Here is a 24842-nt window from a genome sequence, read left to right on the forward strand (position 1 = left end):
ATGGGACGTATTGTACTCGATCAAGTATCCAAAAAGTTCGGTGACGTCGAAGTCATCCCGCCGCTGGACCTGACCATCGAAGATGGAGAGTTTGCTGTTTTCGTCGGCCCGTCGGGCTGCGGTAAATCCACGCTTCTGCGCATGATTGCGGGTCTTGAGGATCTGACGTCCGGCAACGTCGAAATCGACGGCGAGGTCGTGACCGAGGTTCCGCCGTCGAAACGTGGCTTGGCCATGGTGTTCCAGTCCTACGCGCTTTATCCGCATATGACGGTGCGCAAGAATATCGGTTTCCCGCTCCGCATGGAAAAGATGCCTCAGGACGAGATCGACAAACGTGTCGAAGCCGCCGCACAGTCTTTGAACCTGAACGACTATCTGGACCGCAAACCGGGGCAGCTTTCAGGTGGTCAGCGTCAGCGGGTCGCCATTGGACGCGCGATCGTACGTGACCCCTCGGCATTCCTGTTTGACGAACCTCTGTCGAACCTTGATGCCGCATTGCGCGTCGGCATGCGTCTGGAAATCAGCGAGATGCACGAACGCATGCAGACGACCATGATCTATGTGACGCATGATCAGGTCGAAGCGATGACAATGGCCAACAAGATCGTCGTGCTTCAGGCTGGTGTGATCGAGCAGGTCGGCTCGCCGTTAGAGCTGTATCACAAACCTCAGAATGTGTTCGTGGCAGGTTTCATCGGCTCGCCGAAGATGAACATCTTCTCTGGTCCAGAGGCTGAAAAACTGGGTGCGCACACCATCGGCATCCGTCCAGAGCACACTGACGTCAGCATGACTGAAGGCACCTGGAAGGGCACCGTGGGTGTTGCGGAACACCTTGGGTCAGACACATTTATCCACGTTCACGACACCGGGCTGGCGGACATGATCACTGTGCGCATCACCGGGGATATCTCGGTAAAACACGGGGATGATATTTACCTGACCCCACAAGCCGACCAGATCCACAAATTCGACGCACAAGGACTGCGGATCGAATGAACCGTCTGGATGGCAAAACTGCACTGATAACGGGGGCCGCCCGGGGGATCGGGTTGGCCTTCGCCAAAGCCTATGCGGCCGAGGGGGCGCAGGTTGCCATTGCGGACATCAACTTTGAACGGGCGCGTGATGCCGCAGCCGAAATCGGCGACGCAGCATTTGCCGTTGAAATGGATGTCACCCGACAAGACAGCATTGATGCTGCAATTGATGAAACGGTGTCGGCCTCTGGTCAGATAGACATCCTGATCAACAACGCTGCCGTGTTCACCGCTGCACCGATCGTCGATATCACGCGTGAAGACTATGCGCGGGTCTTCGACATCAATGTTGCCGGAACCTTGTTCACCCTGCAGGCCGTTGCTCGTCACATGATCGAGCAAGGCATTAGGGGCAAGATCATCAACATGGCCAGTCAGGCTGGTCGTCGGGGTGAACCCTTAGTTGCCACCTATTGCGCTTCCAAAGCTGCCGTCATCAGTTTGACCCAATCCGCCGGTCTGAACCTCATCGCGCACGGGATTAACGTGAATGCGATCGCCCCGGGGGTCGTGGACGGTGAACACTGGGATGGTGTTGATGCCTTCTTTGCCAAATACGAGGGTAAGGCCTTGGGGCAAAAGAAAAAGGAAGTTGGCGAAGCCGTCCCATTCGGGCGCATGGCACAGGCCGAAGACCTAACCGGGATGGCGATTTTTCTCGCCTCACAAGACGCCGACTACATCGTTGCACAGACCTACAATGTCGATGGCGGAAACTGGATGAGCTGATGGTAGATCTCGCGCGGGAAACCGATCTAATGAAATTGAACAACGCTACACTTAGTCAGCTCCCCGAGTCCGTCCTGCGTCCGCGCTATGACCGCGCGCGGCTGAAACCCGGGATTGTTCACATAGGCGTTGGCAATTTTCATCGTGCCCACCAAGCATGGTATTTGCATCGCCTGATGCAACAGGGCGACGCGCTTGATTGGGCGATCATTGGCGCGGGAGTTCGTCAATATGACGCCAGCATGCGGGAAAAGCTGCTGACGCAGGACTGTCTGACAACGCTGATTGAACTGGACCCATCGTCGTCGACTGCGGAAGTAATCGGCTCAATGATTGATTACCTTCCCATTGAGGAAGGCAATGGCGCACTGATCGAACGAATGGCGCGGTCAGACATCCGTATCGTAGCGATGACCGTGACCGAGGGTGGGTACTTTATCGACCCAGCTACTAAGGGATTTGACCCGACGCACCCAGACATTGTCCACGACTATCAAAACCCAGCTACACCAAGAACCGCGTTCGGAGCGATTGTTGCAGCCCTTCGTCTGCGCCGCGAAAACGGTATTGGCCCCTTTACGTGCCTATGCTGCGACAACCTGCAGGGCAACGGGGATGTGCTGCGCCAAACTATTGTGTCTTTGGCGCGTTTGGCAGATCCAGATCTTGCAAACTGGATTGATGAAAACTGCACATTCCCAAATTCCATGGTCGACAGCATTGTACCTGCCACCGGCCCGAACGAGTTGGCGTTGGCGCATCAACTGGGGATCGATGATATGACCCCCGTGACCCATGAGAACTTCCGCCAATGGGTGATGGAGGACGACTTTTGCGCGGGACGCCCGAACTGGGAAAACGTCGGCGCGATCTTTACGGATGATGTCCACAGTTACGAAGCGATGAAGATACGAATTTTGAACGGCGGTCATCAGGTGATCGCAGTTCCAGGCGAAGTTCTCTCGGTCAAGACGATTGCAGATTGTATAGGGCACGATCTGATCAGTCGGTTCTTTACCAAAGTCGCGCTAGAAGAAATCGCCCCGCTGGTCAAACCTGTCCCGGGCATGGCCACAAATGAATATGTCGGGTTGGTTCACAAGCGGTTCTCGAACCCCAAGATCATTGACACAACCCGTCGGGTAGCTTTCGACGGCTCCTCTCGTCATCCCGGCTTTGTCATCCCTTCAATCCGTGAAGGTCTGGCGAAGGGCAGTCCAATCGAAGGGCTTGCCCTGGTCGAAGCAGCCTGGGCACGTATGTGCGAAGGTACACGTGAAGATGGCAGCAAGATTGAGCCCAATGATCCAAACTGGGACGACTTGAATGCCAAGGCATTGGACGCCCGCGAAAACCCAAACGCGTGGTTTGAGATGCGCAAAATATACGGGGATCTTGTAGACGAGCATCGGTTCACCGACAGCCTCGCGCGATGGCTCGGCTTGATTTGGGAAGACGGGTTGGAAGCGGCGATCTCGACCTACCTAGAAACCTAAGACATGGCCCATATTGAAATGCTACGCGTGCTATTGGAATATGCCCCTGTGTTCATTGAGGAAACCCTATGATCCTTTGCTGTGGAGAAGCCCTTATCGACATGATCCCTGAGCAAACAGTTCAGGGTCCGGATGGCTACGTGCCGCGATCGGGCGGTGCGATATTCAATACGGCTATTGGCTTGGGTCGTCTGGGGTGTCGCACTGGTCTGTTGAGTGGCATATCGACAGATGTGTTCGGACATCAGCTTATGGCCGATCTGAGGGCAAGCAATGTCGATACCCGTTATGTCATTCGGTCAGATCGTCCTACGACATTGGCATTCGTCAAACTGTCCGACGGTCAGGCGTCGTATACATTTTTTGACGAGAATTCCGCGGGCCGGATGATCGAAGCTCGTGATTTGCCTGCCGAAATAGGAGACGTTTCCGCCATGTTTTTCGGCGGCATCAGTCTGGCCTGCGATCCGGGCGCTGAAACTTACGTGCAATTTGCTGTAGCGCATGCGCGCAACTGTGTCGTGATGGTTGACCCCAATATACGGCCCAGTTTCATTGGAGATGAACAGAAATTTCGAGACCGCATTGATCGGATGCTCAGGTTGGCAGATATTGTGAAAGTCTCTGACGAAGACTTGAATTGGATCATTCAGAGTACGGACTCGCTTGAAGCGAAAGTCGCGCAATTACAGAAAATTGGACCTTCCGTTGTCCTTTTGACCCGCGGCAGCTCAGGTGCTCAAGCATGGTTGCCGGATGGACGATCAATCTTTGTCGCCAGTCAGAAAGTCGATGTCGTCGACACTGTCGGTGCGGGTGACACCTTCAATGCCGGCGTGCTCGCAAGCCTTTCTGAAGCAGGCCTGCTTACGAAAACTGCTATTCAAACGGTGCAAGAAAACGATGTCGCTGAGGCAATTGGTTTCGGTGCACGTGCCGCTGCAATTACTGTCAGCCGAGCGGGGGCAAACCCACCGTGGCGTGATGAGCTATATTGAAGCGGTAGAACGAGCAAATAAAACTTGTTCAACACACAATGTAAGCGAGCCATCGGCGAACACACGACTGTTCTTTCGTGGGCTCAGATTTGCTGAGACGGCTCTGTCAGAAGGAAACCTGCTTGAGACAGGTAGGGGGCTGACTTGGCGTCTTTCCCTGTCCAAACCCTTTCCCTTTCACCATTTTAAAACCAGTCCCGACATCATCCGCCTTACGGTGATGATGTATGTTCGGTTTCCAGTTTCGTTGCAAAACGTCGAGGCTTTGCTGCGCGAACGTGGGATCGATTTCAGCCACGAAACCGCGAGAATCTAGCGATGACGAAGCGCAGGCAACTGTTCGGTGTCTGAGTAACCGAATTAGGAACGCACATATCCCATTTCGACGAGAAGAAAGCGCGATGTCGCGCTTCGAAAGAGGTTCAGCTTTCTCATCCCAAACCCGACACCGCACGCAGGTCACGAGAGATACGGACCAGATTCGAAAGGCGGCAGGTTGCTGCAGTTGGTGTGGGCAATGGTAGATTGATAAGCTGCGCCGGCGCAGTCGTTGCCGCGCCAAGCACGGCCTCAAGCGGTAGGCCGACCTGTTCGACCATCACCCGGATGGCGGTCGTCAATTCCAGATCCGCCCCAGCCAATGTGCCATCCGCCAGCGTCAACTGACCGTTTTGACGATGTATGGTGCGGTCTTTCAACGTGAATTGCGTTTTGTTGGAACCTGCTACGGCCATTGCGTCGCTGACCAGAAATACCCGGCCCGGTTCGGACTTAGCAGCCCATGCAGTGCGGATGGATTGCGGGTGGACATGAACCGCATCGGCGATCAGCCCAGTGGACACCTCACCGCAAGCGAGGGCGGCACCCACAAGCCCCGGTTCGCGATTGCCAAGTTGGCTCATCGCATTGAACAGATGGGTAACGCAGCGCGCTCCGGCAGCCATATAGCTGCGGCAGGTATCATAGTCCGCATCCGTATGGCCCAGCGATACAAGTATGCCCGCCTGTGCCATAGCTGCGACCTGCGCTTCGGTTACGTTTTCAGGTGCGATGGTGACTTTCAGGCAGGGTAGGGCGGCGGCGGCGGCCAGCAACTCGGCCAAATCACCGCCCTGCATCGGCCGGATCAGCTCTGCGTCATGTGCGCCTTTGCGGGCAACTGACAGGTGCGGACCCTCAAGATGCAGCCCTGCAATTCCGGGGACGCCTTGGCCAATGGCGTCGATGGTCGCCGCAATGGTCGCGCGTGTAATTTCGGGTGTGTCGGTGATCAGGGTGGGCAACAGATGCGTTACGCCAAGCGCGCGATGGGCACGCGCGATCCGCGTGAGGGTCTCGACCGACGGATCGTCCCCCAACATGATCCCGTCCCCGCCATTCACCTGCAGATCCACATAGCCGGGGCCTAGGATGTCTCCGCCAAGGTCAATGACCTCGCCCAAGTTAGGCACATCCGCGTCGGGGCCATACGCCACGCGCTGCCAGTCTTTGAAACTGATCGCGTAACCGTCAATCAGCCGCGCCCCGTCGAAAAGCCGTCCGCCGCGAAATGTCACCGTGCCATGCATCATACCGTTTCCGTCACTTTCTTCAGGTGGCGGGGCGTGTCCGGGTTGATCCCGCGCCGGGCAGCGACAGTTTCCACCATGCCATAGAAAGACACGATCGAGGCCACAGGATCAGTGATCCAATGATCCGTGCAAACATGGGGCAGGTGGGTTGCCACCTTGGCTTTGTCCGAGGTCGTGAACGCCAGCGCACCCTTTTCGGCCAGCGCATCGGCCACGCTGGCAATGCTGTCTTCAGCGGCATCGCGGGCCGCGAAGGCAATCACCGGGAAGCCCGGCTCGACGATCGAGACAGGGCCGTGCAACACCTCGGCCGAGGAATAGCTTTCTGCATGGATCTGGCAGGTCTCTTTGAACTTCAGCGCTGCTTCATTTGAGATCGCCCAGCTGGGCCCGCGCCCAAGGGTGAAGAGTGACTGGCATTCTCCAGACCCAACGACGGCCTCTACGACCGGAGACCAATCACATTCGGTTGCTTTTTGCAGATGCCGGGGCAGGGCGTGGATTGCTGCGATCAGCTTGGCATCATTTTTTAGCTGCGCCAGAAGCCAAAGCCCCGCAACAAGCGATGTCACAAAAGTCTTTGTGGCCGCAACGCTCAGCTCGGGTCCTGCATGGATCGGCAGTGTGGCGGTGGTTGCCTGCGACAAGGGAGATGTCGCATCATTGGTTATGGCCACGGTATAGGCGCCGGTTTTGGCAAAGGCTTCGGTCAGCCGGACGATGTCAGGGCTTTGACCTGACTGTGACACGGAAATGCACAGCGAGCCCTCACCCGCAACATCCACGCCATAGATGGACTTGATAGACGGTCCGACGGATGCCATCGGCAATCCCAGCAACAGCTCGCTGGCGTACTTCAAATATGTGGCGGCATGGTCTGACGAGCCGCGTGCCACCGACAACAGGAACCGTGGATCCTGCTCGCGGATTTCAGCCGCTGTTGCCAGAACACCGTCGCGCCCTTCTGTTAAAAGCCGTTCTACGGCGTCAGGAATTTCATTGATTTCGCGTCGCATGCGCGTTGTCGTGTCTTGGGACATGTCAGGCAGCCTTCATGTTTGTCAGGTCACGTTGAAAGGCGCAGTTCAGCCACAAAGTCATAGGCGTCACCGCGATAGACGGATTTGGTCAGTTCGGCCACACGGCCGCTGTCGAGATAGGAAATGCGCTGGATACTCAGCCCTGCTGTGCCTTCGGCTACGCCCAGAAGCTCGGCATCGCCGGGCTCGAGATTGACCGCCGAGATTTTTTGCACCGCACGCACCGGGCGATTGCCGGATTGCTCAAGCACTTCGTAAAGTGATCGCGAAACGTCGATCGGGTTGGGCAGGATGTCCAGCGGAAGCGAAGCGCGTTCCAGCGCCATCGGCTGGCCGTCTGCCTCGCGCAGTCGATAAATGCGCGCGACGGAATCTCCGGTGGCAAGGCCCAGTGTCAAAACCTCTTCCGGCGACGGGATGAAGACGCCACGTTCCAGCCAGCGCGAGGTGGTTTCGAGGCCGCGCCGCTTCATGTCTTCAGTGAATGAAGTCAGGTGTGACAGCGACTGTTCGACCCGTGCAACGGGCGCTCGGACAAATGATCCTGATCCCTGACGTTGCTCGACCACGCCAAGCTTCACCAGCTCCTGAATGGCTTTGCGCACGGTGACACGGGACAACTCGGTAATCTCTGCGACCTCTCGTTCCGGGGGCAGAGAGCTGTCGGGCGGCAAAATACCTTTCTCGATCGCTTCTTCAATCCTGCGACGCAGTTGTACGTAACGCGGGCCCGAGCGGTGTCCCAACCATTCCTGAGGATCCAGAAACTCAGAGATGTTCATGTGCAATTTCCTCGCTGAACGATTGGGCCAATGACAACGCCCCACTGAGGGGTTCGCCCGCTGGGGCGACTACACAGCTTTGCATGGTGTCGGGCAAATAAGAGGCATAGTGCGGGGCGATCCCTCCGGTAAGGCAGATGGCAATGCCGGGCTTCCACCCCAAGGTTGGCAGCAGATCTGCGATACTGTTTGCAGCCTCATGCATTACCTGCAGGGCAAGTGGGTCGTCTTGTGCTGCATGGGCGGTGATCGCCGGAGCGAGCGCCCCGAAATCCGCAGGGCTGGCAGTGGATGCGAAGCGTACAATGCCTGCTGCGCCAGATAGCTTTTCCAGAAAATGCCGGGACACTGCGCTGTGTTCACAGAATCCATCCACGGCTTCCAGCGTAAGCGCCAAACCGCGTCGTCCAACCCATTGTGCCGACGCCGCGTCGCCCAGAACCGGCCCCCAGCCACCAGCAAATCTCTGGCTTCCGTTGATTTGAGCCGCCAAAAATGAACCGGTGCCGCAGTGTGCCACCACTCCGTCACGCATGCCCAATGCGCCAACCAGTGCAGAGGGGCGATCATCTTCGACGCGTATATGTGAGAAAGGGAGTGCTTCAGTGACGTTCTTGGCAACCGAAGGCCCTGCTACTCCTGCAAATCCGGCGTAGGCTGGAAAGCTGGACAGGATGTCTAAGGTGATCCCAGCGCGCGCGCTCAGCAGCTCCAGCCCGTGTATGATAACGGAAATAGCTGCGTCGAAGTTCGTCGTGACATTGGCGGAGCCGAGCTCGACCACTGTGTTGGCGCGCCCTTCGCGCAAGGCGAGGCGGCAGCGCGTGCCGCCCCCATCAATGGCGACAACCGGGCTGGATATGTGCGCGGACGAGTAAGTCATTTGATACCTTTATAATACCTATATGCGTATTGAAAGACCAAAATCGGTCCATACGCCCAATTTAGGGGTCAAATCATGCAAATTGAGGGCCCTGAAACAAAATGGTAGACAAATGGTATCTAAAAGGTATGTTAATTGGCAGTCCAAGGGGGGAATCGCGTGTCACTACGAGTCACGGAGCAATTGCATGAGAGGGCAGAGGGGCTTGATTGCCTCCCTCTGAACGAGATCGCATTGCTTCTGTCGAAGGGGCAGGGCAAGGCTGCAGTCTGTGTAGAGGATGCAGCGCGCCAGATTGCTGACGCCAGCCAGGCCATGGCGCAAAGTATTACCCAAAACGCAGTGCTGCACTACGTTGCCGCTGGATCCTCGGGCTTGATGGCCGCGGCTGATGCGATGGAGTTGGGTGGTACATTCTCGATCGGCCCCTCGCAAATTCGCATTCATATGGCGGGCGGGTTGCCAACTGGCGCTGAAATGCCTGGCGGCACAGAAGATGAAACTGACCAAATCCGCGAAAGCCTTGCTGGGGTCACGCCTTCGGATACGGTGATCGCAGTTTCGGCCAGCGGGTCGACCCCATACACGAATGAAGCGGCCCGCATGGCAAAGACCGCGGGGGCCACGGTGATCGGTATTGCCAACAATGCAGGGGCTGAACTGCTACGCCTCAGTGATCATCCCATTTTGCTGGCCACTCCGCCCGAACTGCTTTCCGGCTCAACGCGGATGGGTGCAGGCACGGCCCAAAAAATTGCGCTGAACATGTTGTCGACGCTGATGGCCGTGGAACTGGGTCACGTGCATGATGGAATGATGGTCAACTTGACCGCGGATAACGCCAAGTTGCTGGGCCGCGCGCGTGGCATTGTGGCGAAAATCGCGAGCGTGGACGACGCCAGTGCTGAACGTGCCCTTTCGCATGCAGGTGGCGCCGTCAAACCCGCCATTCTGATTGCATCCGGCGCGGAAAGCCTGACCGAGGCAAACGCGCTTTTGAATGCCAGCAACGGACGTCTTCGTCCTGTGCTGGAGAAACTCAAGAACCAATAAGTTAAATTTCTGGGAGGAAAAAATGAAACGCAATATCATCTCGCTGGCACTGGCCGGCACCGCACTGGTCGCGACAAGCGCCTATGCCGAAGACGCCACGCTGATCATCGAAAGCTGGCGCAACGATGACCTGACCCTGTGGCAGGACAAAATCATCCCGGCCTTCGAGGCCGAGCACCCCGGCATCAAGGTGAAGTTCACCCCGTCGGCACCAGCAGAATACAACGCTGTGCTGAACTCGAAGCTGGACGCTGGGTCTGCTGGTGATCTGATCACTTGCCGCCCGTTTGATGCCTCGCTGGCGTTGTTTGACGCCGGACATCTTGCTGATTTGGGCGACATGGAAGCCATGGGCAACTTCTCGGATGTTGCGAAGTCTGCCTGGCAGACGGACGATGGTTCGGCCAGCTTCTGTGTGCCAATGGCATCGGTGATCCACGGCTTCATCTACAACAAGGATGCGTTTGCCGAACTGGGCATCGAAGTTCCGAATACCGAAGCCGAGTTCTTTGCCGCCCTCGACAAGATCAAAGAAGACGGCAGCTATATCCCGATGGCGATGGGCACCAACGACCAGTGGGAAGCGGCGACCATGGGTTACAACAACATCGGTCCGAACTATTGGAAAGGTGAAGAAGGTCGTCTGGCGCTGATCAATGGCGAACAGAAACTGACTGATCCGCAGTGGGTTGCTCCTTACGCGACGTTGGCCAAATGGGGCGGTTATCTGGGTGACGGGTATGAAGCCCAGACCTATCCGGACAGCCAAAACCTGTTCACGCTGGGTCGTGCTGCCGTCTATCCGGCAGGTTCGTGGGAGATCTCGGGCTTCAACGCCTTGGTTGATTTCGAAATGGGCGCTTTCAAGCCTCCAGTCCAGAATGCAGGCGACACCTGCTACATCTCGGATCACACCGACATCGGCATTGGCATGAATACCAAAACTGCCAACCCGGAAGCCGCCAAGACCTTCCTGTCTTGGGTGGCCAGCCCGGAATTTGCCTCGATCTTCGGCAATGCACTGCCGGGTTTCTTCCCACTGTCCAAGACGCCAGTGGATCTAGAAGACCCGCTGGCCAAGGAAATTGTCGGATGGCGCGGCGAGTGTGAAAGCACCATCCGCTCGACCTATCAGATCCTGTCGCGTGGCACGCCGAACCTTGAGAACGACACCTGGGGCGCGTCTGTCGCTGCCATCAAGGGTACTTCGACGCCAGAAGATCTTGGCGCGAAGCTGCAAAACGGTCTGGCCAGCTGGTACGCACCGCAGCAGTAACCTCCCTCTGTTGCAAACGACCCGGACGCTTTGATGGCGTCCGGGCACTCAACCGGAGTTTCCCATGCAAAAGCCTCGAATTCGCTGGCATATTGCCGTGTTCCTTGCACCTGCGGTGTTGGTCTACACGGCGGTGATGATCTTCCCGCTTTTTAACACGTTGCGCCTGTCCTTGTTCAGCAAGGTGGATCAGGAGCGTGTCTATGTCGGGCTTCAGAACTTCCAGACCCTGTTTGGCGACCCAATCTGGTCAGAGCAGTTCTGGAACGCACTGGGCAACAATTTCTGGTTCTTTCTGGTCCACATGGTGGTCCAAAACCCAATCGGAGTCGCCTTGGCCGCGATCCTCAGCCATCCCCGGTTGCGGTTTGCCGCCCTCTACCGCTCGGCTATCTTCATTCCCACGATCATGAGTTTCGTGATCGTCGGGTTCGCATGGAAACTGATCCTGTCACCCATCTGGGGCATCGCGCCCTCGATGCTGGACGCGGTTGGCCTTAAATCCCTCTTTGCGCCTTGGTTGGGCAAAGAAGAATACGCGCTGACCACGCTTGCGCTGATCTCGGTCTGGCAGTTCGTCGGCATCCCGATGATGCTGATCTACGCCGCCCTTCTGTCGATCCCCGAAGAAATTCTTGAAGCGGGCGAGATTGACGGCATCACTGGCATGTCGGCTTTCTGGAAGATCAAACTGCCACTGATCCTGCCATCAATCGGCATCATCTCGATCCTGACTTTCGTGGGCAACTTCAACGCCTTCGACCTGATCTACGCCGCCCAAGGCGCACTGGCGGGTCCGGCATTCTCGACCGACATCCTTGGCACCTTCATGTATCGCACCTTCTTTGGCTTCCAGCTGCAACTTGGTGACCCGCATATGGGATCGGCCATCGCTGGCGCCATGTTCGCGATCATTCTGATTGGTGTTTGTATCTATCTCTTCGGCATCCAAACCCGGATGCGCCGGTATCAGCTGTAAGGAGTTAGGACCATGAATCAGGCCCGCAGAAACCCGCTTAATACAGTCGCGATGCACGGCGCGCTGATCCTTTACACGCTGATCGCACTGTTCCCTGTCTTCGTGATCCTGATCAACAGTTTCAAGACACGCAAGGCAATCTTTCGGGAGCCTTTGGCACTGCCGGATGCAGACAGTTTTTCGATGATCGGTTACCAGACGGTGATGAAGCAGGGGGATTTCTTCCTCTATTTCCAGAACTCGATGATCGTAACCGTGGCATCGCTATTCTTTGTGTTGCTTTTCGGAGCTATGGCAGCCTTTGCGTTGGCCGAATATCGGTTCAAGGGCAACACGCTGATGGGGCTTTACCTAGCGCTTGGTATCATGATCCCGATCCGTATCGGCACCGTGGCAATCCTTGAGATGATGGTGGCGACTGGGCTGGTCAACTCGCTGTGGGCGCTGATCTTGGTCTATACGGCGCAAGGTCTTCCGCTGGCGGTGTTCATTCTGTCCGAGTTCATGCGACAGGTCTCGGACGACCTGAAAAACGCGGGCCGGATCGACGGGCTGTCGGAATACGCGATCTTCTTCAAATTGGTGCTGCCACTGGTGCGCCCTGCTATGGCGACAGTTGCGGTGTTCAACATGATCCCAATCTGGAACGACCTGTGGTTCCCCTTGATCCTAGCCCCTGCCGAAGAAACCAAAACGCTCACCTTGGGTAGTCAGGTCTTCATCGGTCAGTTTGTGACCGATTGGAACGCGGTGCTGTCTGCGCTTTCCATGGCCATCTTGCCGGTGCTGGTGCTCTATGTGATTTTCTCGCGTCAGCTTATTCGCGGCATCACCTCAGGAGCCGTGAAATGATACGGGCTTTGGTCGCAGGGCTGGGGAATATGGGGCAGAGCCACGCGCTGGCGCTCCATCATCACCCCGACGCCGAAATTGTGGGGCTGGTCAATCGGTCTGGCAAAGTCGAGCAGACCGAGCTGCGCGCATATCCGACCTTTACAAATTTTCACGAGGCCCTTGCCACCACTCACCCCGACCTCGTGATTATCGCCACCTATTCCGACAGCCACGCGGCATTCGCAGAAGCTGCTATGGAAGCTGGCGCGCATGTCTTCGTCGAAAAGCCACTGGCCACGACCGTCGAAGATGCGCGCCGGGTGGTTGAAACGGCGACCGGGCTGGGCCGGAAACTGGTCGTGGGATATATCCTGCGCCACCATCCCAGCTGGGTGCGCCTGATCAGCGAAGCGCGCGCGCTGGGCGGGCCTTACGTGTTTCGCATGAACCTGAACCAGCAAAGCAAAGGCGCCGAGTGGGAGACCCACAAAGCGCTGATGCAGACCACGGCACCGATCGTCGATTGCGGCGTGCACTACGTGGATGTCTGGTGCCAAATCACTGATGCCAAGCCCTTGCGGGTAAACGCGATGGGCCTGCGATTGTCAGACGAAATTGCGCCGGACATGTACAACTATGGCCAGTTTCAGGTCACGTTCGATGATGGCTCGGTCGGGTGGTACGAAGCTGGCTGGGGCCCGATGATGTCCGAGACCGCGTTCTTCGTGAAAGACGTGATCTCGCCCGCTGGGTCTGTTTCCATTACCGAGGCTGACAAGGCGGGATCTGCGGATGTGGACGGCCACACCAAGGTCGGTGGGCTTCTGGTCCACCGTCCCGGCGGCGATACATTGATCGACCTACCTGATGAGCCCGGCCACCAAGCGCTATGTGATGCTGAACAAGCCTACATGCTTCGCGCAATCCAAGAAGATATCGACCTGACACGACATATGCAGGACGCCGTTCAGTCGCTGGCCATTTGCTTGGCCGCTGATGAAAGCGTTCGTTCCGGACAACCTGTAAACCTGATGGAGGTGACGCCATGACGGCGCTGACCCTGACCGACGTAAATAAGTCCTTCGGCAAAGTTCACGTGCTGAAAGATATCAATATCGAGATCGAGGAAGGCGAGTTTGTTGTCTTCGTCGGGCCGTCTGGTTGCGGCAAGTCCACCCTACTGCGTGTGATTGCGGGGCTTGAGGATGCAAGCTCAGGAGAAATCCGCATCGGAGACGACGTGGTCAATATGACGCCACCTTCCAAGCGCGGTCTTGCGATGGTGTTCCAAAGCTACGCGCTCTATCCGCACCTGAATGTGCGCAAAAACATGTCGCTGGCACTTAAGCAGGAAAAGCAACCCAAGGACGTGATCGAAGAACGTGTTGCGGAAGCCAGCCGGATGTTGAACCTGGATGACTATCTGGACCGCTTCCCGTCCGAGCTCTCTGGGGGGCAGCGTCAGCGCGTTGCCATTGGCCGGGCCATCGTACGCCACCCGAAGATCTTCTTGTTCGATGAACCATTGTCGAATCTTGACGCAGCCTTGCGCATGAACACGCGGATCGAGATCGCCGGCCTTCATTCGCAGCTTGGCACGTCGATGATCTATGTGACCCATGACCAGACCGAGGCGATGACGCTGGCCGATAAGATTGTTGTCCTGCGTGACGGGCGGGTCGAGCAGATCGGCAGCCCGATGGAGCTTTACAACAACCCTGCAAACCAGTTCGTGGCAGGGTTCCTTGGGTCCCCAGCGATGAACCTCTTCCCGGCAAGTTTGGTTCACGACGGTGACGAACGGATCATGGGTGTGCGGCCTGAAGATCTGTTTTTAGCAAAGGATGGCGCACTATCGGTGCATGTCAGCCACGTTGAAAAGCTGGGCGGGGATACCAACGTCATCGCCAACCTCAAGGACCAACAGATTACAGCACGACTGTTCGGCCAGCATGACATTGCAGAGGGGCAGTCCTTGACGCTCGGCTTTAACGCTGACTCTGCCTATTTCTTCAATTCGGATGGCGAACGCGTTTATTGATCCTCAAAAGACGCATCGCAGAGAGCTTGCAGAGCAAAGTTGCTGTCCACTCTTCCGCTTACTCCGAGTGTTGTGGTCTGGGCTTTGGTTAGGATCGATCATGCTGGCCAAGCTGCGACTGGCTAGAATTGGTTTGACAGCACAACACTGATCACTCGGTGATCTCATCATCAGCGATGGCGCCGCTGATCAGATTTGTCCGCATCAAACGTTGTGCCAGTGTTCCCTTGGGTTCGGAAACGGCGGCAAGGTAGGTATCGGTATGCATCGCGGTTTCGCGGGTGATCTGAATGGCCTCTTGCGGGCTTACAGGCACAAAACGCACCGGGTTTCCGGCACGCATCTGACTGATCCGGTCAATGTCACCAGATATGACTGTCGCGATCTTGGGGTATCCGCCAGTGGTTTGATGATCTGCCAGCAGCACCGTGGGCACGCCATCCCCGGCGACTTGAATTGATCCGCGGGTGATTGCCTCGGACGGGATCGACAACGCCCCGTTCAACGATAATTCCGGCCCTGAAAGGCGCACGCCCATTCTGTCGAAGGCACTGGTCAGGGCGAAGGGCTGCGACTGAAATGCGGCAAGTGCCGCCTTCGAGAAATGCAGGTCTTGCGGGCCAAGGACAACGCGGATCTCTTCAGTCTCGGGCAGAAAACTGGGGCGTTCAATGCTGCCATGTCGGTCCTCATGGATACGCGCATTCGCGACTTTTATGTCCTGGCCGGTGGTAAGTTGACCACCACCAAACCCAGACGTCGAATGTGTGGATGCGCTTCCCAGCCAGGTGGTCGCCTCGACACTTCCCGCAAAGGCCAGATAGGTCCAGCTTCCGGATTTGGCGGGACGTATGGAGAGTTTATCGCCCTGTTCAAGGGCAAACACACTCCACCCAGAAAGCGTCTCGCCAGAGCGTTCGACCGCGAAGTCACCCCCTGCCACCGCAACAGACAAAGCGCCCGAGGTACATTCAAGCACCAGTCCACCCATGGATATTTCGATCAGCGTGGCTTCGGGCATATTGCCCAAGGCAACATTGGCGGCGGATGCTGAAAGGCGATCCATCGGGCCCGAGGCTGAAACGCCAAATCGCATCTGTCCGTGGCGACCTCCGTCTTGAAACGTCACAAGGGGGCCAGCAAAACTGACACGCAGAGCGGCATCCGTCATGTCGTTCCCCCCTTGCGCAGGGTTTCATACTGCGCCCGGTCGATGCGCTTGAATTTCACACGATCTCCTACGTCGAACAGAAAAGGGCGTTCGGGGTCATTGCGCAGAATTTCGGTGGGGGAACGACCAAGGATCGACCAGCCTGTCGGCATCGTCAGGGTTGTCACCAGGCATTGCGGCCCAGCGATTATGACACTCCCGGCGGGAATATCACGAACGGCTGCCGCTTTGCGCGGAACCTGAAGCGTTTCGGGAACTCCTGAAAGATAGGCATATCCCGGCGCGAAGCCGTACATTCCGACTTGGTACGCGCCGGACAGATGCGTGTTGATCACCGCGTCCGGGCTTAGGCCAGTTGCTTGTGCTACGGCCATCAAATCGGGCGCCAGATCCTCGTCATAGCAAACGAGAACGTCGTGCAAGATGCCGTCGCGGCTCAGCGCCACCTCTGCATCCAAACGTGCCCGGAGCGCCTGTTCCATCTCGTCATGGTCTGTGACCAACGGGTCGAATTCGACCAACAGGTTGATGAAGGCGGGGACGGTCTCGCGCATGCCGAAGGGGGCGTCATCGTTGATCACCTTGTCCAGCATCTGAACACGGGCGATCACGGCGTCCGAGATATCTTCCCCGAACTGCACCAGCAGCGCATGGTCCGCGACAGGAATGAAGGACGGGGTCTGCATGGTCACGGCGCGAGGAACGCGTTTAGGTCCACGCCTTCTGCTTTAAGGCGCACACGGATTTCGCGGGCCATTTCTACGGCACCGGGGCTATCCCCGTGTACGCAGATCGAATGCGCCTGTAGCGGGATTGGGTTGCCATCGATGACGGGCATTTCACCGGTCTTTAGAAACGCGACCAGACGTTCGGCTGCCTCCTCCGCATCATGGATCATGGCCCCGGTTGTCCCGCGAGGGACAAGCTGTCCTGTGCTCAGATATCCCCGGTCGGCAAAAATCTCTGAAAAGACAGTCATGCCCGCATCACGCGCGGCCTTTTCCATGCAGGTTCCCGAGATGGCGAGAACGGCCAAATTCCCATCAATCTGGCGAACAGCCTGGGAGATGGCGACGGCAACGTCCATGTCACGTGCCGCCAGATTGGCAAGCGCTCCATGCGGTTTCACATAGCGCACCTCGACAGGAACTAGTTTGGCGACGGCAACCAAAGCCCCAATCTGCGCGGCCACCATGCGGGCGATTTCCTGAGGGGACATCGGAATGTCACGCCTGCCGAACCCTTCGCGGTCATTGAACCCCGGATGCGCCCCGACGGTGACACCATGCTTCGCAGCCAGTTTGAGCGTCTCATACATCGTGTCTGGATCGCTTGCATGGCCGCCACAGGCGATATTCGCGCTGTTGACCAAGGTCAGCATCGTTTTATCGTCACCCATTTGCCAGGGGCCAAAGCTTTCGCCAAGGTCCGAATTCAGGTCAATCCGCATAGCATCCTCCGTTTGGCATCAAACTTTTACTGATCCTTGACCGGTACACCACAGTTCTGCACCCCACGTCCACCATCTGGACAGATGGTTTTACCAGTGAAATGCGAAGTATTGGCGCTGGCGAGGGCGGATGCGAGCGAAGCGATCTTGTCCGCCAGAACCACAAAGGCGCCAACAGCCAGCAGGTATTCTGCAGTGGCCCGACCGGTCCCGTGCAGGACACGGGGAACGAATGCAGCATTACCCTTGGTTTTCATTGTTCTTTCCAAGATCAGTGTCCGGTCGCGTTCAAATGACGACAGTCTCTAAGAACGGGCGATTGTTTGCAATACGATCCCGTCCGAAGGGGAAGGGCCGAGTGATTGTAAACTTCGGATCGCAAACAGCTTAGCAACGCCGCCCTTTTGTGCCGCTGTGTGACGGGCCATGGTCGGCGGAAAGCAAAAGATACATCCTATGCACCGGGAAAGTCTTGCTAACGGATATGGCTTACGGGCTCTGATCGAAATCAGAACCCGCGCTGACACTAGGGTATCAGAGTTGCAATAACCGAGGCATTGCGGACGTCTTGCGCCCAGCGAGAGGGCGTATAAGAACCTTCAGGACTTCAAGCTTGCAAAGCCAGAGCCAGCTGATTTTGGCGCTCAATCACCTTTGGCAGATCGACAGTCGCCATTTGGCCGTCCTTTACGACTTGCCGTCCTTCGACAAACAGGTGTTTGACGCGTGTCGGACCGGCAAGAAGCAATGCCGCCGGATCCCAGCTTCCGGCACTTTCGACGCCTGAAACATCCCAAACAGCGATGTCCGCCCGTTTCCCAACAGCCAGTCGTCCGCAATCATTGCGGTTGAGGACATCCGCACCACCACGGGTGGCGATCTCCAACGCTTCGCGGGCGGACATGGCATCGGCTCCGTTGGCCACGCGCTGTAACAGCATTGATTGCCGCGCTTCCAGTATCAGGTTCCCTGCATCATTGCTGGCAGATCCGTCGACGCCCAATCCGACGGGCACGCCCGCATCGCGCATCTGGCGTACTGGAGCGATCCCGCTACCCAGCCTGCAGTTCGAGCACGGGCAATGCGCCACGCCGGTCTTGCTGCGGGCAAAAAGGTCTATCTCTTGCCCATCCAGCTTCACGCAATGCGCATGCCAGACGTCATCCCCGGTCCAGCCCAGATCCTCGGCATATTGGCCGGGACGACAGCCGAATTTTTCAAGGGAATAGGCAATGTCTTCGTCATTTTCAGCCAGATGGGTGTGGAGCATGACGCCCTTGTCACGCGCCAGCAGGGCGGCGTCGCGCATCAGGTCCCGGCTGACCGAGAACGGAGAACACGGCGCAAGCCCCACGCGGACCATCGCGCCGTCGCGATCGTCGTGGAACGCGTCGATCACGCGGATCGAGTCCTCTAAGATGGCGGCTTCTTTTTCGACCAGACTGTCCGGGGGCAATCCGCCGTCGCTTTCCCCGATGCTCATCGAGCCACGTGTCGGGTGAAACCGAAGTCCGACCTCTTGCGCGGCGGCAATCGTGTCGTCCAGCCGCGCGCCATTGGGATAGAGATACAGGTGGTCCGAGCTGAGCGTGCACCCAGATAGGGCCAGTTCGGCCAGCCCCACTTGGGCCGATATAAACATCTCTTCCGGTCCGAAGCGGGACCAGATTGGATAGAGCGTCTGAAGCCAACCGAACAGCAAGGCGTCTTGTCCGCCGGGAACTGCACGGGTCAGGGTCTGATAAAGATGATGGTGTGTGTTCACCAACCCGGGTGTGATGACGCATCCTTGTGCGTCATGGATGTCGCCGTCGCTTGTCAGCCCGGTACCAATTTCTACGATAACCCCATCACGAACACGGATATCCGCGCCCGATAGCTCGGTCCGGATATCATCCATCGTGATGATGGTGTCTGCATTTCGAATAAGAATTTCGGTCATATTCCCTCCTTGATCCGCCCGTCTCAGAAGGAATGTGTCAGAGGCGATGGAAAACGGGGCAAGAACCACCTCTGTCACGCCAGTAAGGTGAATTCTTCTGAGGGTGTCAAATCTTTTCGCCGTGAGTTGCGGAAGGGGGGACCTTCGATCCCGCACTGACTTGTACGCAGCTTCTCCGTCTCATCCGCCAAGCTTGCCGGCAAGATACCTTACAGCCATGGCTGGTGTTTCGATGTTTGGGTACTCGGTCTCGGGGATCGATACGCCAAGACGTTCGTGCAGGGCGGTAACCAGATTCAGGATATCCATCGAGTCCAGCTCTAGGTCATCCTGCAGGTAATCGTCGTCTGACACATCGTCCGGATCGATATCCGGTGCGATCTTGTGGATCTCGTCCAGAAAGGCGTTTCTGATATCTTCGTTGTTCATAGCTCCTCCGGGTTTGAAAGTAGGTCTTCTAAGGTGGTTAGGAATTTTGATCCTTGTCGCCCGTCACAGACACGGTGGTCGGCAGAGAGCGTAAACGTTGTTACCTCGCGCGGAACAACACTGCCCTGATCGATCCAAGGCCGGACCTGAGGGGCTCCGACGGCCAGAAGTGCGACTTGCGGTGGGAAGATCACGCCGGTCATCGTCTCGGCGCCTTTTTCGCCAAGGCTGGATAATGTCAGCGTCCCACGGGTCATTTCCGATCCACGCAAGCGCCCGGCGCGTGCCCTGGTGACAAGGTCGCGCATCCCGGTCATGACCTTATCCAGCGTCATGGTGTCGGCGCGTTGCAGGGCTGGCGCCACCAATCCGCCACCACGCAACGCAATGGCCACGCCAATGTTAACCTCGTCCGACGCGACAAACGCACCGTCGGTGAAGTGCCCGTTCAACGTTTTGACGGAACGCGCGGCAAGCGCAGTAGCTTTTACAATCGCGGCCCCCAGCAACACCCGTTCGGATGGGGGGCGATCGGCGTTGCGCAAGGCCAGCCAATCGGAAACGACCTGCGTTTCGATTGTATGCGAGACCGAGAAATGAGGGATCTCGCGCTTGGATCGGACCATCGCGGCAGCAACCGCTTGGCGCATTTCTGACAGGCCACCCTTCGCCGGAGGGGTTTGGGGCGTGGATGGGGCCTGAGCCTCAACATCCGCCAGAACAACAGCCCCTTCCGGGCCGCTGCCTTGCAAGGTGGACAGGTCTAGTCCCAGATCATGTGCCGCGTGTCGGGCTGCGGGGCTTGCCCGGGTCCCTGTCGCAAGGATGGGTGCGGCGGGACGGATCGTCTGCGCAGCGGGTTCGGGAGTGTCCGCCACACGCGGCTGTTTTTCAGTCGGAGCAGGGGCAGGGGGACTGGCGGGCGCGTCATCCGGGCCGAACCGGGCCAGCTCTTCCCCCACCGGAACGGTTTGCCCGATGCTGGCAAGCAGCTCGGTCACGACGCCGGTCTCAAAACTTTCGATCTCGATCGCGCCTTTCTGCGTTTCGACCACGGCGACGACATCGCCCCGGTGAACTTCGTCTCCCGGCTTGATTAGCCATTCGACCAATGTTCCGGCTTCCATGTCTGCACCCAGCGAGGGCATCCGAAAGACACTCATATCACTCGCGCCCCATGGTTGCTTTTACCGCCGCGACAATCGCGGGCACCTGCGGGACTGACGCGTCTTCAAGGTGTTTTGGATAGGGGATTGGTACTTCGGCGGCGCAGACCCGCCCAACCGGCGCATCCAGCGTCCAGAACACCTGTTCTGTGATCCGCGCCGAGATCTCTGCGGCGAGCGAGCCGCTGCGCCAACCTTCGTCCACGATGACGGCGCGGCGGGTGCGGGACACAGACGCCATAATCGTTTCGTCATCCAAGGGGCGCAGCGATCTGAGGTCGATCACCTCGGCGTCGATCCCGTCGTTTGCGAGCGCCTCTGCGGCCTCGAGCGTTTTGTACAGCGATCCTCCATAGGTGATCAGCGTCACGTCCTTGCCCGGCCTGCGGATCGCGGCCTTCGAAATCTCAACGGGCCCGGCGTTTGCGTCGATCTTGCCGGACCTGTTGTACAGCATCACGTTCTCAAAAATCAGCACGGGATCGGGATCCTGCAGGGCGGTCCACAACATACCGCGTGCATCTTCCAGTGTGGCTGGCGCCAGAACCTTGAGGCCCGGAATATGGGCGTACCAGCCTTCAAGGCTGTGCGAATGCTGTGCTGCCAACTGCTTGCCCGCCCCGGTCGCCATCCGAATGACCACAGGCACGCCGAATTGACCGCCAGACATGTGACGCAGGGTTGCGGCTGTGTTCAGAATCTGGTCCAGCGCCAGCAGGCTGAAATTCACCGTCATAAGTTCGACAATCGGGCGCATTCCTGCACAGGCCGCCCCAATTCCGGCCCCGGTGAAGCCGGATTCAGACAAGGGCGTATCCCGAATGCGATCCGCGCCAAACGTCTCCATCAAGCCCTTCGACACCGCATAGCACCCACCATAGGCGCCGACGTCCTCGCCCATCAGGAAGACACGTTCATCGCGCGTCATGGCGTCAGAGATCGCAGCACGCACGGCTTCGCGATAGGTGGTGTCGACCAGAGTGCCTGCGGGGGCGGTGACCTCGGCCGGGGGCGAAGAGGGGGCCATGACATCCTTGGTTAGCGTGGAGACGGGTTCCCAAGTGCCTGCTGCAGCAAAGGCGACGGCCTCGTCGATTTCGGCCTTCACCTCTTCTTCAATCGCGGCAATCTCGTCCTCGTGGATCAACCCGTTGACCAAGAGCCAGCTTTGGAACCTGACAATCGGTCCTTTTGCGCGCCATGTTTCGACCTCGTCCTTGTCGCGGTAAAGCTGGGCATCGAACATCGAATGCGGACGGAAGCGATAGGTGCGGCATTCCAGAAAAACCGGCTTTCCGGTGGTGCGAATGTAGTCCAGTGCCTGCATCGCAGCGGCCTCGACCGCGACGACATCCATGCCGTCCACCACGCGAGCTTCAACGCCGTAGGCGGCGGCTTTGACGCTGATATCGGTCTCAGATTCAGACCGCTCTAGCGCGGTGCCCATGGCGTAGCCGTTGTTTTCGCAGACGAACAGCACCGGAAGCTGCCACAGGGATGCAAGGTTCAGAGACTCGTGGAACTCACCTTCGGCCACGGCGCCTTCGCCGAAGAAACAGGCCGTCACCGAAGGGTTACCCCGCATATGGTCGGCCAGCGCCAAACCTGCCGCCAAGGGAAGGCCGCCGCCCACGATGGCATTCCCGCCATAGAAATTCGTCGCTGCGTCAAACAGATGCATGGACCCGCCACGTCCGCCTGAACAACCTTCGGCCTTGCCATACATTTCGGCCAGAACCGACGACATCGAGATCCCCCGCATCAGCGCATGGCCGTGTTCGCGGTAAGTGGCTACGACGCGGTCGTCTGCGGTCAGGCAGGGAATGATGCCGGCCGCGATTGCCTCCTCTCCATCATAGAGATGTAGGAACCCGCGGATGTGCTCTTGCGTGTACAGTTCGGCGCATTTGTCTTCGAAACGGCGGATGCGGACCATGTCCTGCAACAGCCGACGCACATGGGTGCGGTCCAGTTTTGGTTTGCTGGCGGTCATTTCTCATCCACCTCCAATGTCGAGATATCGCCCTCGGGCAGGCCCAATTCACGCGCTTTCAATAGTCGGCGCATGATTTTGCCGGACCGGGTTTTGGGCAGAGATTCACGGAAAACGATTTCGCGCGGGGCGACGGCGGCTCCAAGGCGTTTGCGTGCAAGGCCGCGTATGTCGCGTTCAAGTTCTTCGCTGGGGGTCTGGCCGGGGTTCAGCGTCACATAGGCTTTCACGACTTCGCCTGCTGTCTCATCTGGGATGCCAATCGCTGCGGCTTCGGCCACGCTGTCATGTTCGATCAACGCGCTCTCGACCTCGAACGGGCCGATCAGGTGGCCCGAGGACTTGATCAGGTCATCTGCACGCCCGACGAACCAGAAATACCCATCCGCATCCCGCATGGCGAGGTCGCCGGACAGATACCAACCGTCTTGGAAGCATTTGTCGTAGCGCGCCTGTTCGTGAAGATAGGTCCGCATCATCGAGGGCCATCCGGGCCGTAGGGCAAGCTCTCCGATCTCGCCGTCATTCATCTCGCGCAGGCCGCCATTGTCTTTCTCGACGATCCCCGCATGGATGCCGGGCATGGGTTTGCCCATGGACCCCGGCTTGATGTCTTGGGCGCGCGTGTTGGCGATCATGATGCCGCCAGTTTCCGTCTGCCACCAATTGTCGTGGAAGGGCAGGCCGAACACTTCGTTCGACCAGATGACGGCCTCGGGGTTCAGGGGCTCGCCCACGCTGGCCAAAAACTGAAGCGCACTGAAGTCGAAGCCTTCCGTGGCCTCTTTGCCCGCGCGCATCATCATCCGAATGGCGGTAGGGGCCGAATACCATATGGCGACCTGTTCTTGTTGGAGGATCCCGTACCAGCGGTCGAGGTTGAACTCGGCTTCGTCGACGATCATCGTCACGCGGTTCACAAGCGGCGAGATGATCCCATAAGTGGTTCCCGTCACCCAGCCCGGATCCGCGGTGCACCAATAGGTCACGCCGGGTTGCAGTTCCAAGGCATAGCGCCCGGACATCGCATGATACAAAACTGCTTCATGCACATGAACAGCCCCCTTTGGTTTCCCAGTTGTGCCCGAAGTGAAGTGGATCAGGGCAGGGTCTTCTGGCTGCGTCGGGATGGCTTGAAAGTCGGATGAAGTATCTTCGAGCGCGGGGCCAAGGGCCAAGCATCCTTCAGGCGCGTCATCGCCGACAATCAAGACAAGTTGCAGGGAGGGGATGTCTTTCCGCCACGCCGCTATTTTGCGTTTATAGAGCGATTTTGTCGTGACCAGCACATTTGCGTCACCGATCTCCATCCGTGTTCGAATGGGCTCGGGACCGAACGCGGCAAACAGCGGGGTAAACACCATACCAGCTTTCAGCGTTCCCAGAGCAGCGGCATAAAGCTCGGGCCTGCGCCCCATGGCGACGAAGACACGTGCGCCTTTCGTTAGTCCGTGTGCATATAGAAGATTGGCAAAGCGCGACGACATATCCGCAAGATCGCGATAGCTGATCGCCGTGCGTCCTTCTGTCTTCGATAGCCAGATCAGCGCAATCTGATCGCCATGCCCCTGTTCGACGTGTCGGTCAACGGCTTCAAACCCGATGTTGATGGCATCGTCTGGCAGCCCTGTCAGAAGTTCGCGGCCAAGGTCGTGCGCCGAGCGTTCTTCGCCCAGCTCTGCGGGGCGCCAGCATGCCACCGTGCAATCCTCGGGTGTTTTCCCGATAATGCCCATAGTGGTATCCTCCCACTGCGAGCTTGGCGGCTTTAAGCCGTGGCAGGCAATGATTCAAATCAAGAACGGCTTCTTCTGTCGGGTGCGGCGCGATGCAGCCCCAGACCTCGTGCGCAGATTAACGCGCTGGTCACAGTTTGATTTCTCATCAACTGCTGTAGGTATGCGGCAGCGGTGATCGGGCGAAAAAGAGATGTGCAGACATGATCCGGATCAAGGTCCGGGCG

At 57.8% G+C, this 24842-nt stretch carries 23 protein-coding genes and 1 pseudogene; 11 read left to right on the forward strand and 13 right to left on the reverse strand.

Features of this window, described 5'->3' with window-relative positions; genetic code table 11:
• The 5 genes and pseudogenes from ALP8811_RS03785 to ALP8811_RS16415 all read left to right on the forward strand — a co-directional run.
• A complete protein-coding gene (locus ALP8811_RS03785; RefSeq protein WP_108855844.1) occupies positions 1–1005 on the forward strand; it encodes an ABC transporter ATP-binding protein in 1005 nt (334 codons plus the stop codon).
• Positions 1002–1775 carry an L-iditol 2-dehydrogenase gene (locus ALP8811_RS03790; protein ID WP_108855845.1) on the forward strand — a complete coding sequence of 258 codons (774 nt, stop codon included), beginning with the start codon at positions 1002–1004 and terminating at the stop codon, positions 1773–1775. The genes ALP8811_RS03785 and ALP8811_RS03790 overlap by 4 nt, the downstream gene beginning before the upstream one ends.
• 29 nt (positions 1776–1804) lie before the next feature.
• Positions 1805–3271 (forward strand): mannitol dehydrogenase family protein, encoded by a 1467-nt coding sequence (locus ALP8811_RS03795; protein WP_245924542.1) that lies wholly within the window; start codon positions 1805–1807, stop codon positions 3269–3271.
• Between the two features lie 68 nt (positions 3272–3339).
• A complete protein-coding gene (locus tag ALP8811_RS03800; protein ID WP_108855847.1) occupies positions 3340–4269 on the forward strand; it encodes a carbohydrate kinase family protein in 930 nt (309 codons plus the stop codon).
• Positions 4270–4426: 157 nt separating this feature from the next.
• Positions 4427–4579: pseudogene (locus ALP8811_RS16415) on the forward strand (IS6 family transposase); the annotation flags it as partial.
• A gap of 121 nt (positions 4580–4700) precedes the next feature.
• Here ALP8811_RS16415 and nagA read toward each other — a convergent pair.
• The 4 genes from nagA to ALP8811_RS03825 are packed head-to-tail and all read right to left on the reverse strand — an operon-like array spanning position 4701 to position 8545.
• Complete coding sequence (nagA, locus tag ALP8811_RS03810) at positions 4701–5840, reverse strand: N-acetylglucosamine-6-phosphate deacetylase (RefSeq protein ID WP_108855848.1); 1140 nt, start codon at positions 5838–5840, stop codon at positions 4701–4703.
• On the reverse strand, positions 5837–6880 hold the full coding sequence (locus ALP8811_RS03815; RefSeq protein WP_108855849.1) for an SIS domain-containing protein: 1044 nt from the start codon (positions 6878–6880) through the stop codon (positions 5837–5839). Before ALP8811_RS03815 ends, nagA begins: the two co-directional genes overlap by 4 nt.
• Before the next feature lie 26 nt (positions 6881–6906).
• The gene (locus ALP8811_RS03820; protein WP_108855850.1) at positions 6907–7662 is read right to left on the reverse strand and encodes a GntR family transcriptional regulator; all 756 of its coding nucleotides are present in this window, start codon (positions 7660–7662) and stop codon (positions 6907–6909) included.
• Positions 7649–8545 (reverse strand): glucosamine kinase nucleotide-binding domain-containing protein, encoded by an 897-nt coding sequence (locus ALP8811_RS03825; RefSeq protein WP_108855851.1) that lies wholly within the window; start codon positions 8543–8545, stop codon positions 7649–7651. Before ALP8811_RS03825 ends, ALP8811_RS03820 begins: the two co-directional genes overlap by 14 nt.
• Before the next feature lie 159 nt (positions 8546–8704).
• Here ALP8811_RS03825 and ALP8811_RS03830 point away from each other — a divergent pair, with 159 nt between their 5' ends.
• The 6 genes from ALP8811_RS03830 to ALP8811_RS03855 all read left to right on the forward strand — a co-directional run bounded on the left by ALP8811_RS03830 (position 8705) and on the right by ALP8811_RS03855 (position 14728).
• Positions 8705–9598, forward strand: a complete 894-nt coding sequence (locus ALP8811_RS03830; protein ID WP_108855852.1) for an N-acetylmuramic acid 6-phosphate etherase — start codon at positions 8705–8707, stop codon at positions 9596–9598.
• A 22-nt stretch (positions 9599–9620) separates the two neighbouring features.
• Entirely contained in the window at positions 9621–10874 is a 1254-nt protein-coding gene (locus tag ALP8811_RS03835) for an ABC transporter substrate-binding protein (protein WP_108855853.1), read from the forward strand.
• 64 nt (positions 10875–10938) lie between these two features.
• Positions 10939–11853 carry a carbohydrate ABC transporter permease gene (locus ALP8811_RS03840; RefSeq protein ID WP_108855854.1) on the forward strand — a complete coding sequence of 305 codons (915 nt, stop codon included), beginning with the start codon at positions 10939–10941 and terminating at the stop codon, positions 11851–11853.
• 12 nt (positions 11854–11865) lie between these two features.
• A complete protein-coding gene (locus ALP8811_RS03845; RefSeq protein ID WP_108855855.1) occupies positions 11866–12705 on the forward strand; it encodes a carbohydrate ABC transporter permease in 840 nt (279 codons plus the stop codon).
• Positions 12702–13736, forward strand: a complete 1035-nt coding sequence (locus tag ALP8811_RS03850; RefSeq protein ID WP_108855856.1) for a Gfo/Idh/MocA family protein — start codon at positions 12702–12704, stop codon at positions 13734–13736. The genes ALP8811_RS03845 and ALP8811_RS03850 overlap by 4 nt, the downstream gene beginning before the upstream one ends.
• Positions 13733–14728 carry an ABC transporter ATP-binding protein gene (locus ALP8811_RS03855; protein WP_108855857.1) on the forward strand — a complete coding sequence of 332 codons (996 nt, stop codon included), beginning with the start codon at positions 13733–13735 and terminating at the stop codon, positions 14726–14728. The genes ALP8811_RS03850 and ALP8811_RS03855 overlap by 4 nt, the downstream gene beginning before the upstream one ends.
• 151 nt (positions 14729–14879) lie before the next feature.
• Here ALP8811_RS03855 and ALP8811_RS03860 read toward each other — a convergent pair whose 3' ends face one another.
• The 9 genes from ALP8811_RS03860 to acsA form a co-directional block, all read right to left on the reverse strand.
• Complete coding sequence (locus tag ALP8811_RS03860; protein ID WP_108855858.1) at positions 14880–15899, reverse strand: 5-oxoprolinase subunit C family protein; 1020 nt, start codon at positions 15897–15899, stop codon at positions 14880–14882.
• The gene (locus ALP8811_RS03865) at positions 15896–16585 is read right to left on the reverse strand and encodes a 5-oxoprolinase subunit B family protein (protein WP_108855859.1); all 690 of its coding nucleotides are present in this window, start codon (positions 16583–16585) and stop codon (positions 15896–15898) included. The genes ALP8811_RS03860 and ALP8811_RS03865 overlap by 4 nt, the downstream gene beginning before the upstream one ends.
• A 2-nt stretch (positions 16586–16587) precedes the next feature.
• Positions 16588–17349, reverse strand: coding sequence for a LamB/YcsF family protein (locus ALP8811_RS03870; RefSeq protein WP_108855860.1), 762 nt, complete (start codon positions 17347–17349; stop codon positions 16588–16590).
• Positions 17350–17375: 26 nt separating this feature from the next.
• Positions 17376–17606 (reverse strand): hypothetical protein, encoded by a 231-nt coding sequence (locus ALP8811_RS03875; RefSeq protein WP_108855861.1) that lies wholly within the window; start codon positions 17604–17606, stop codon positions 17376–17378.
• Between the two features lie 350 nt (positions 17607–17956).
• Positions 17957–19291, reverse strand: coding sequence for an 8-oxoguanine deaminase (locus ALP8811_RS03880; protein ID WP_108855862.1), 1335 nt, complete (start codon positions 19289–19291; stop codon positions 17957–17959).
• A gap of 180 nt (positions 19292–19471) precedes the next feature.
• Positions 19472–19720: an acyl carrier protein gene (locus ALP8811_RS03885; RefSeq protein WP_108855863.1), complete on the reverse strand. Its 249-nt coding sequence runs from the start codon at positions 19718–19720 to the stop codon at positions 19472–19474.
• The gene (locus tag ALP8811_RS03890) at positions 19717–20883 is read right to left on the reverse strand and encodes a dihydrolipoamide acetyltransferase family protein (protein ID WP_108855864.1); all 1167 of its coding nucleotides are present in this window, start codon (positions 20881–20883) and stop codon (positions 19717–19719) included. Before ALP8811_RS03890 ends, ALP8811_RS03885 begins: the two co-directional genes overlap by 4 nt.
• Before the next feature lies 1 nt (position 20884).
• Positions 20885–22879, reverse strand: a complete 1995-nt coding sequence (gene pdhA / locus ALP8811_RS03895; protein WP_108855865.1) for a pyruvate dehydrogenase (acetyl-transferring) E1 component subunit alpha — start codon at positions 22877–22879, stop codon at positions 20885–20887.
• Positions 22876–24615: an acetate--CoA ligase gene (acsA, locus tag ALP8811_RS03900; protein WP_108855866.1), complete on the reverse strand. Its 1740-nt coding sequence runs from the start codon at positions 24613–24615 to the stop codon at positions 22876–22878. The genes pdhA and acsA overlap by 4 nt, the downstream gene beginning before the upstream one ends.
• Between the last annotated feature and the right edge of the window lie 227 nt (positions 24616–24842).

The sequence above is a fragment of the Aliiroseovarius pelagivivens genome (genome assembly GCF_900302485.1).
Classification (GTDB): domain Bacteria; phylum Pseudomonadota; class Alphaproteobacteria; order Rhodobacterales; family Rhodobacteraceae; genus Aliiroseovarius; species Aliiroseovarius pelagivivens.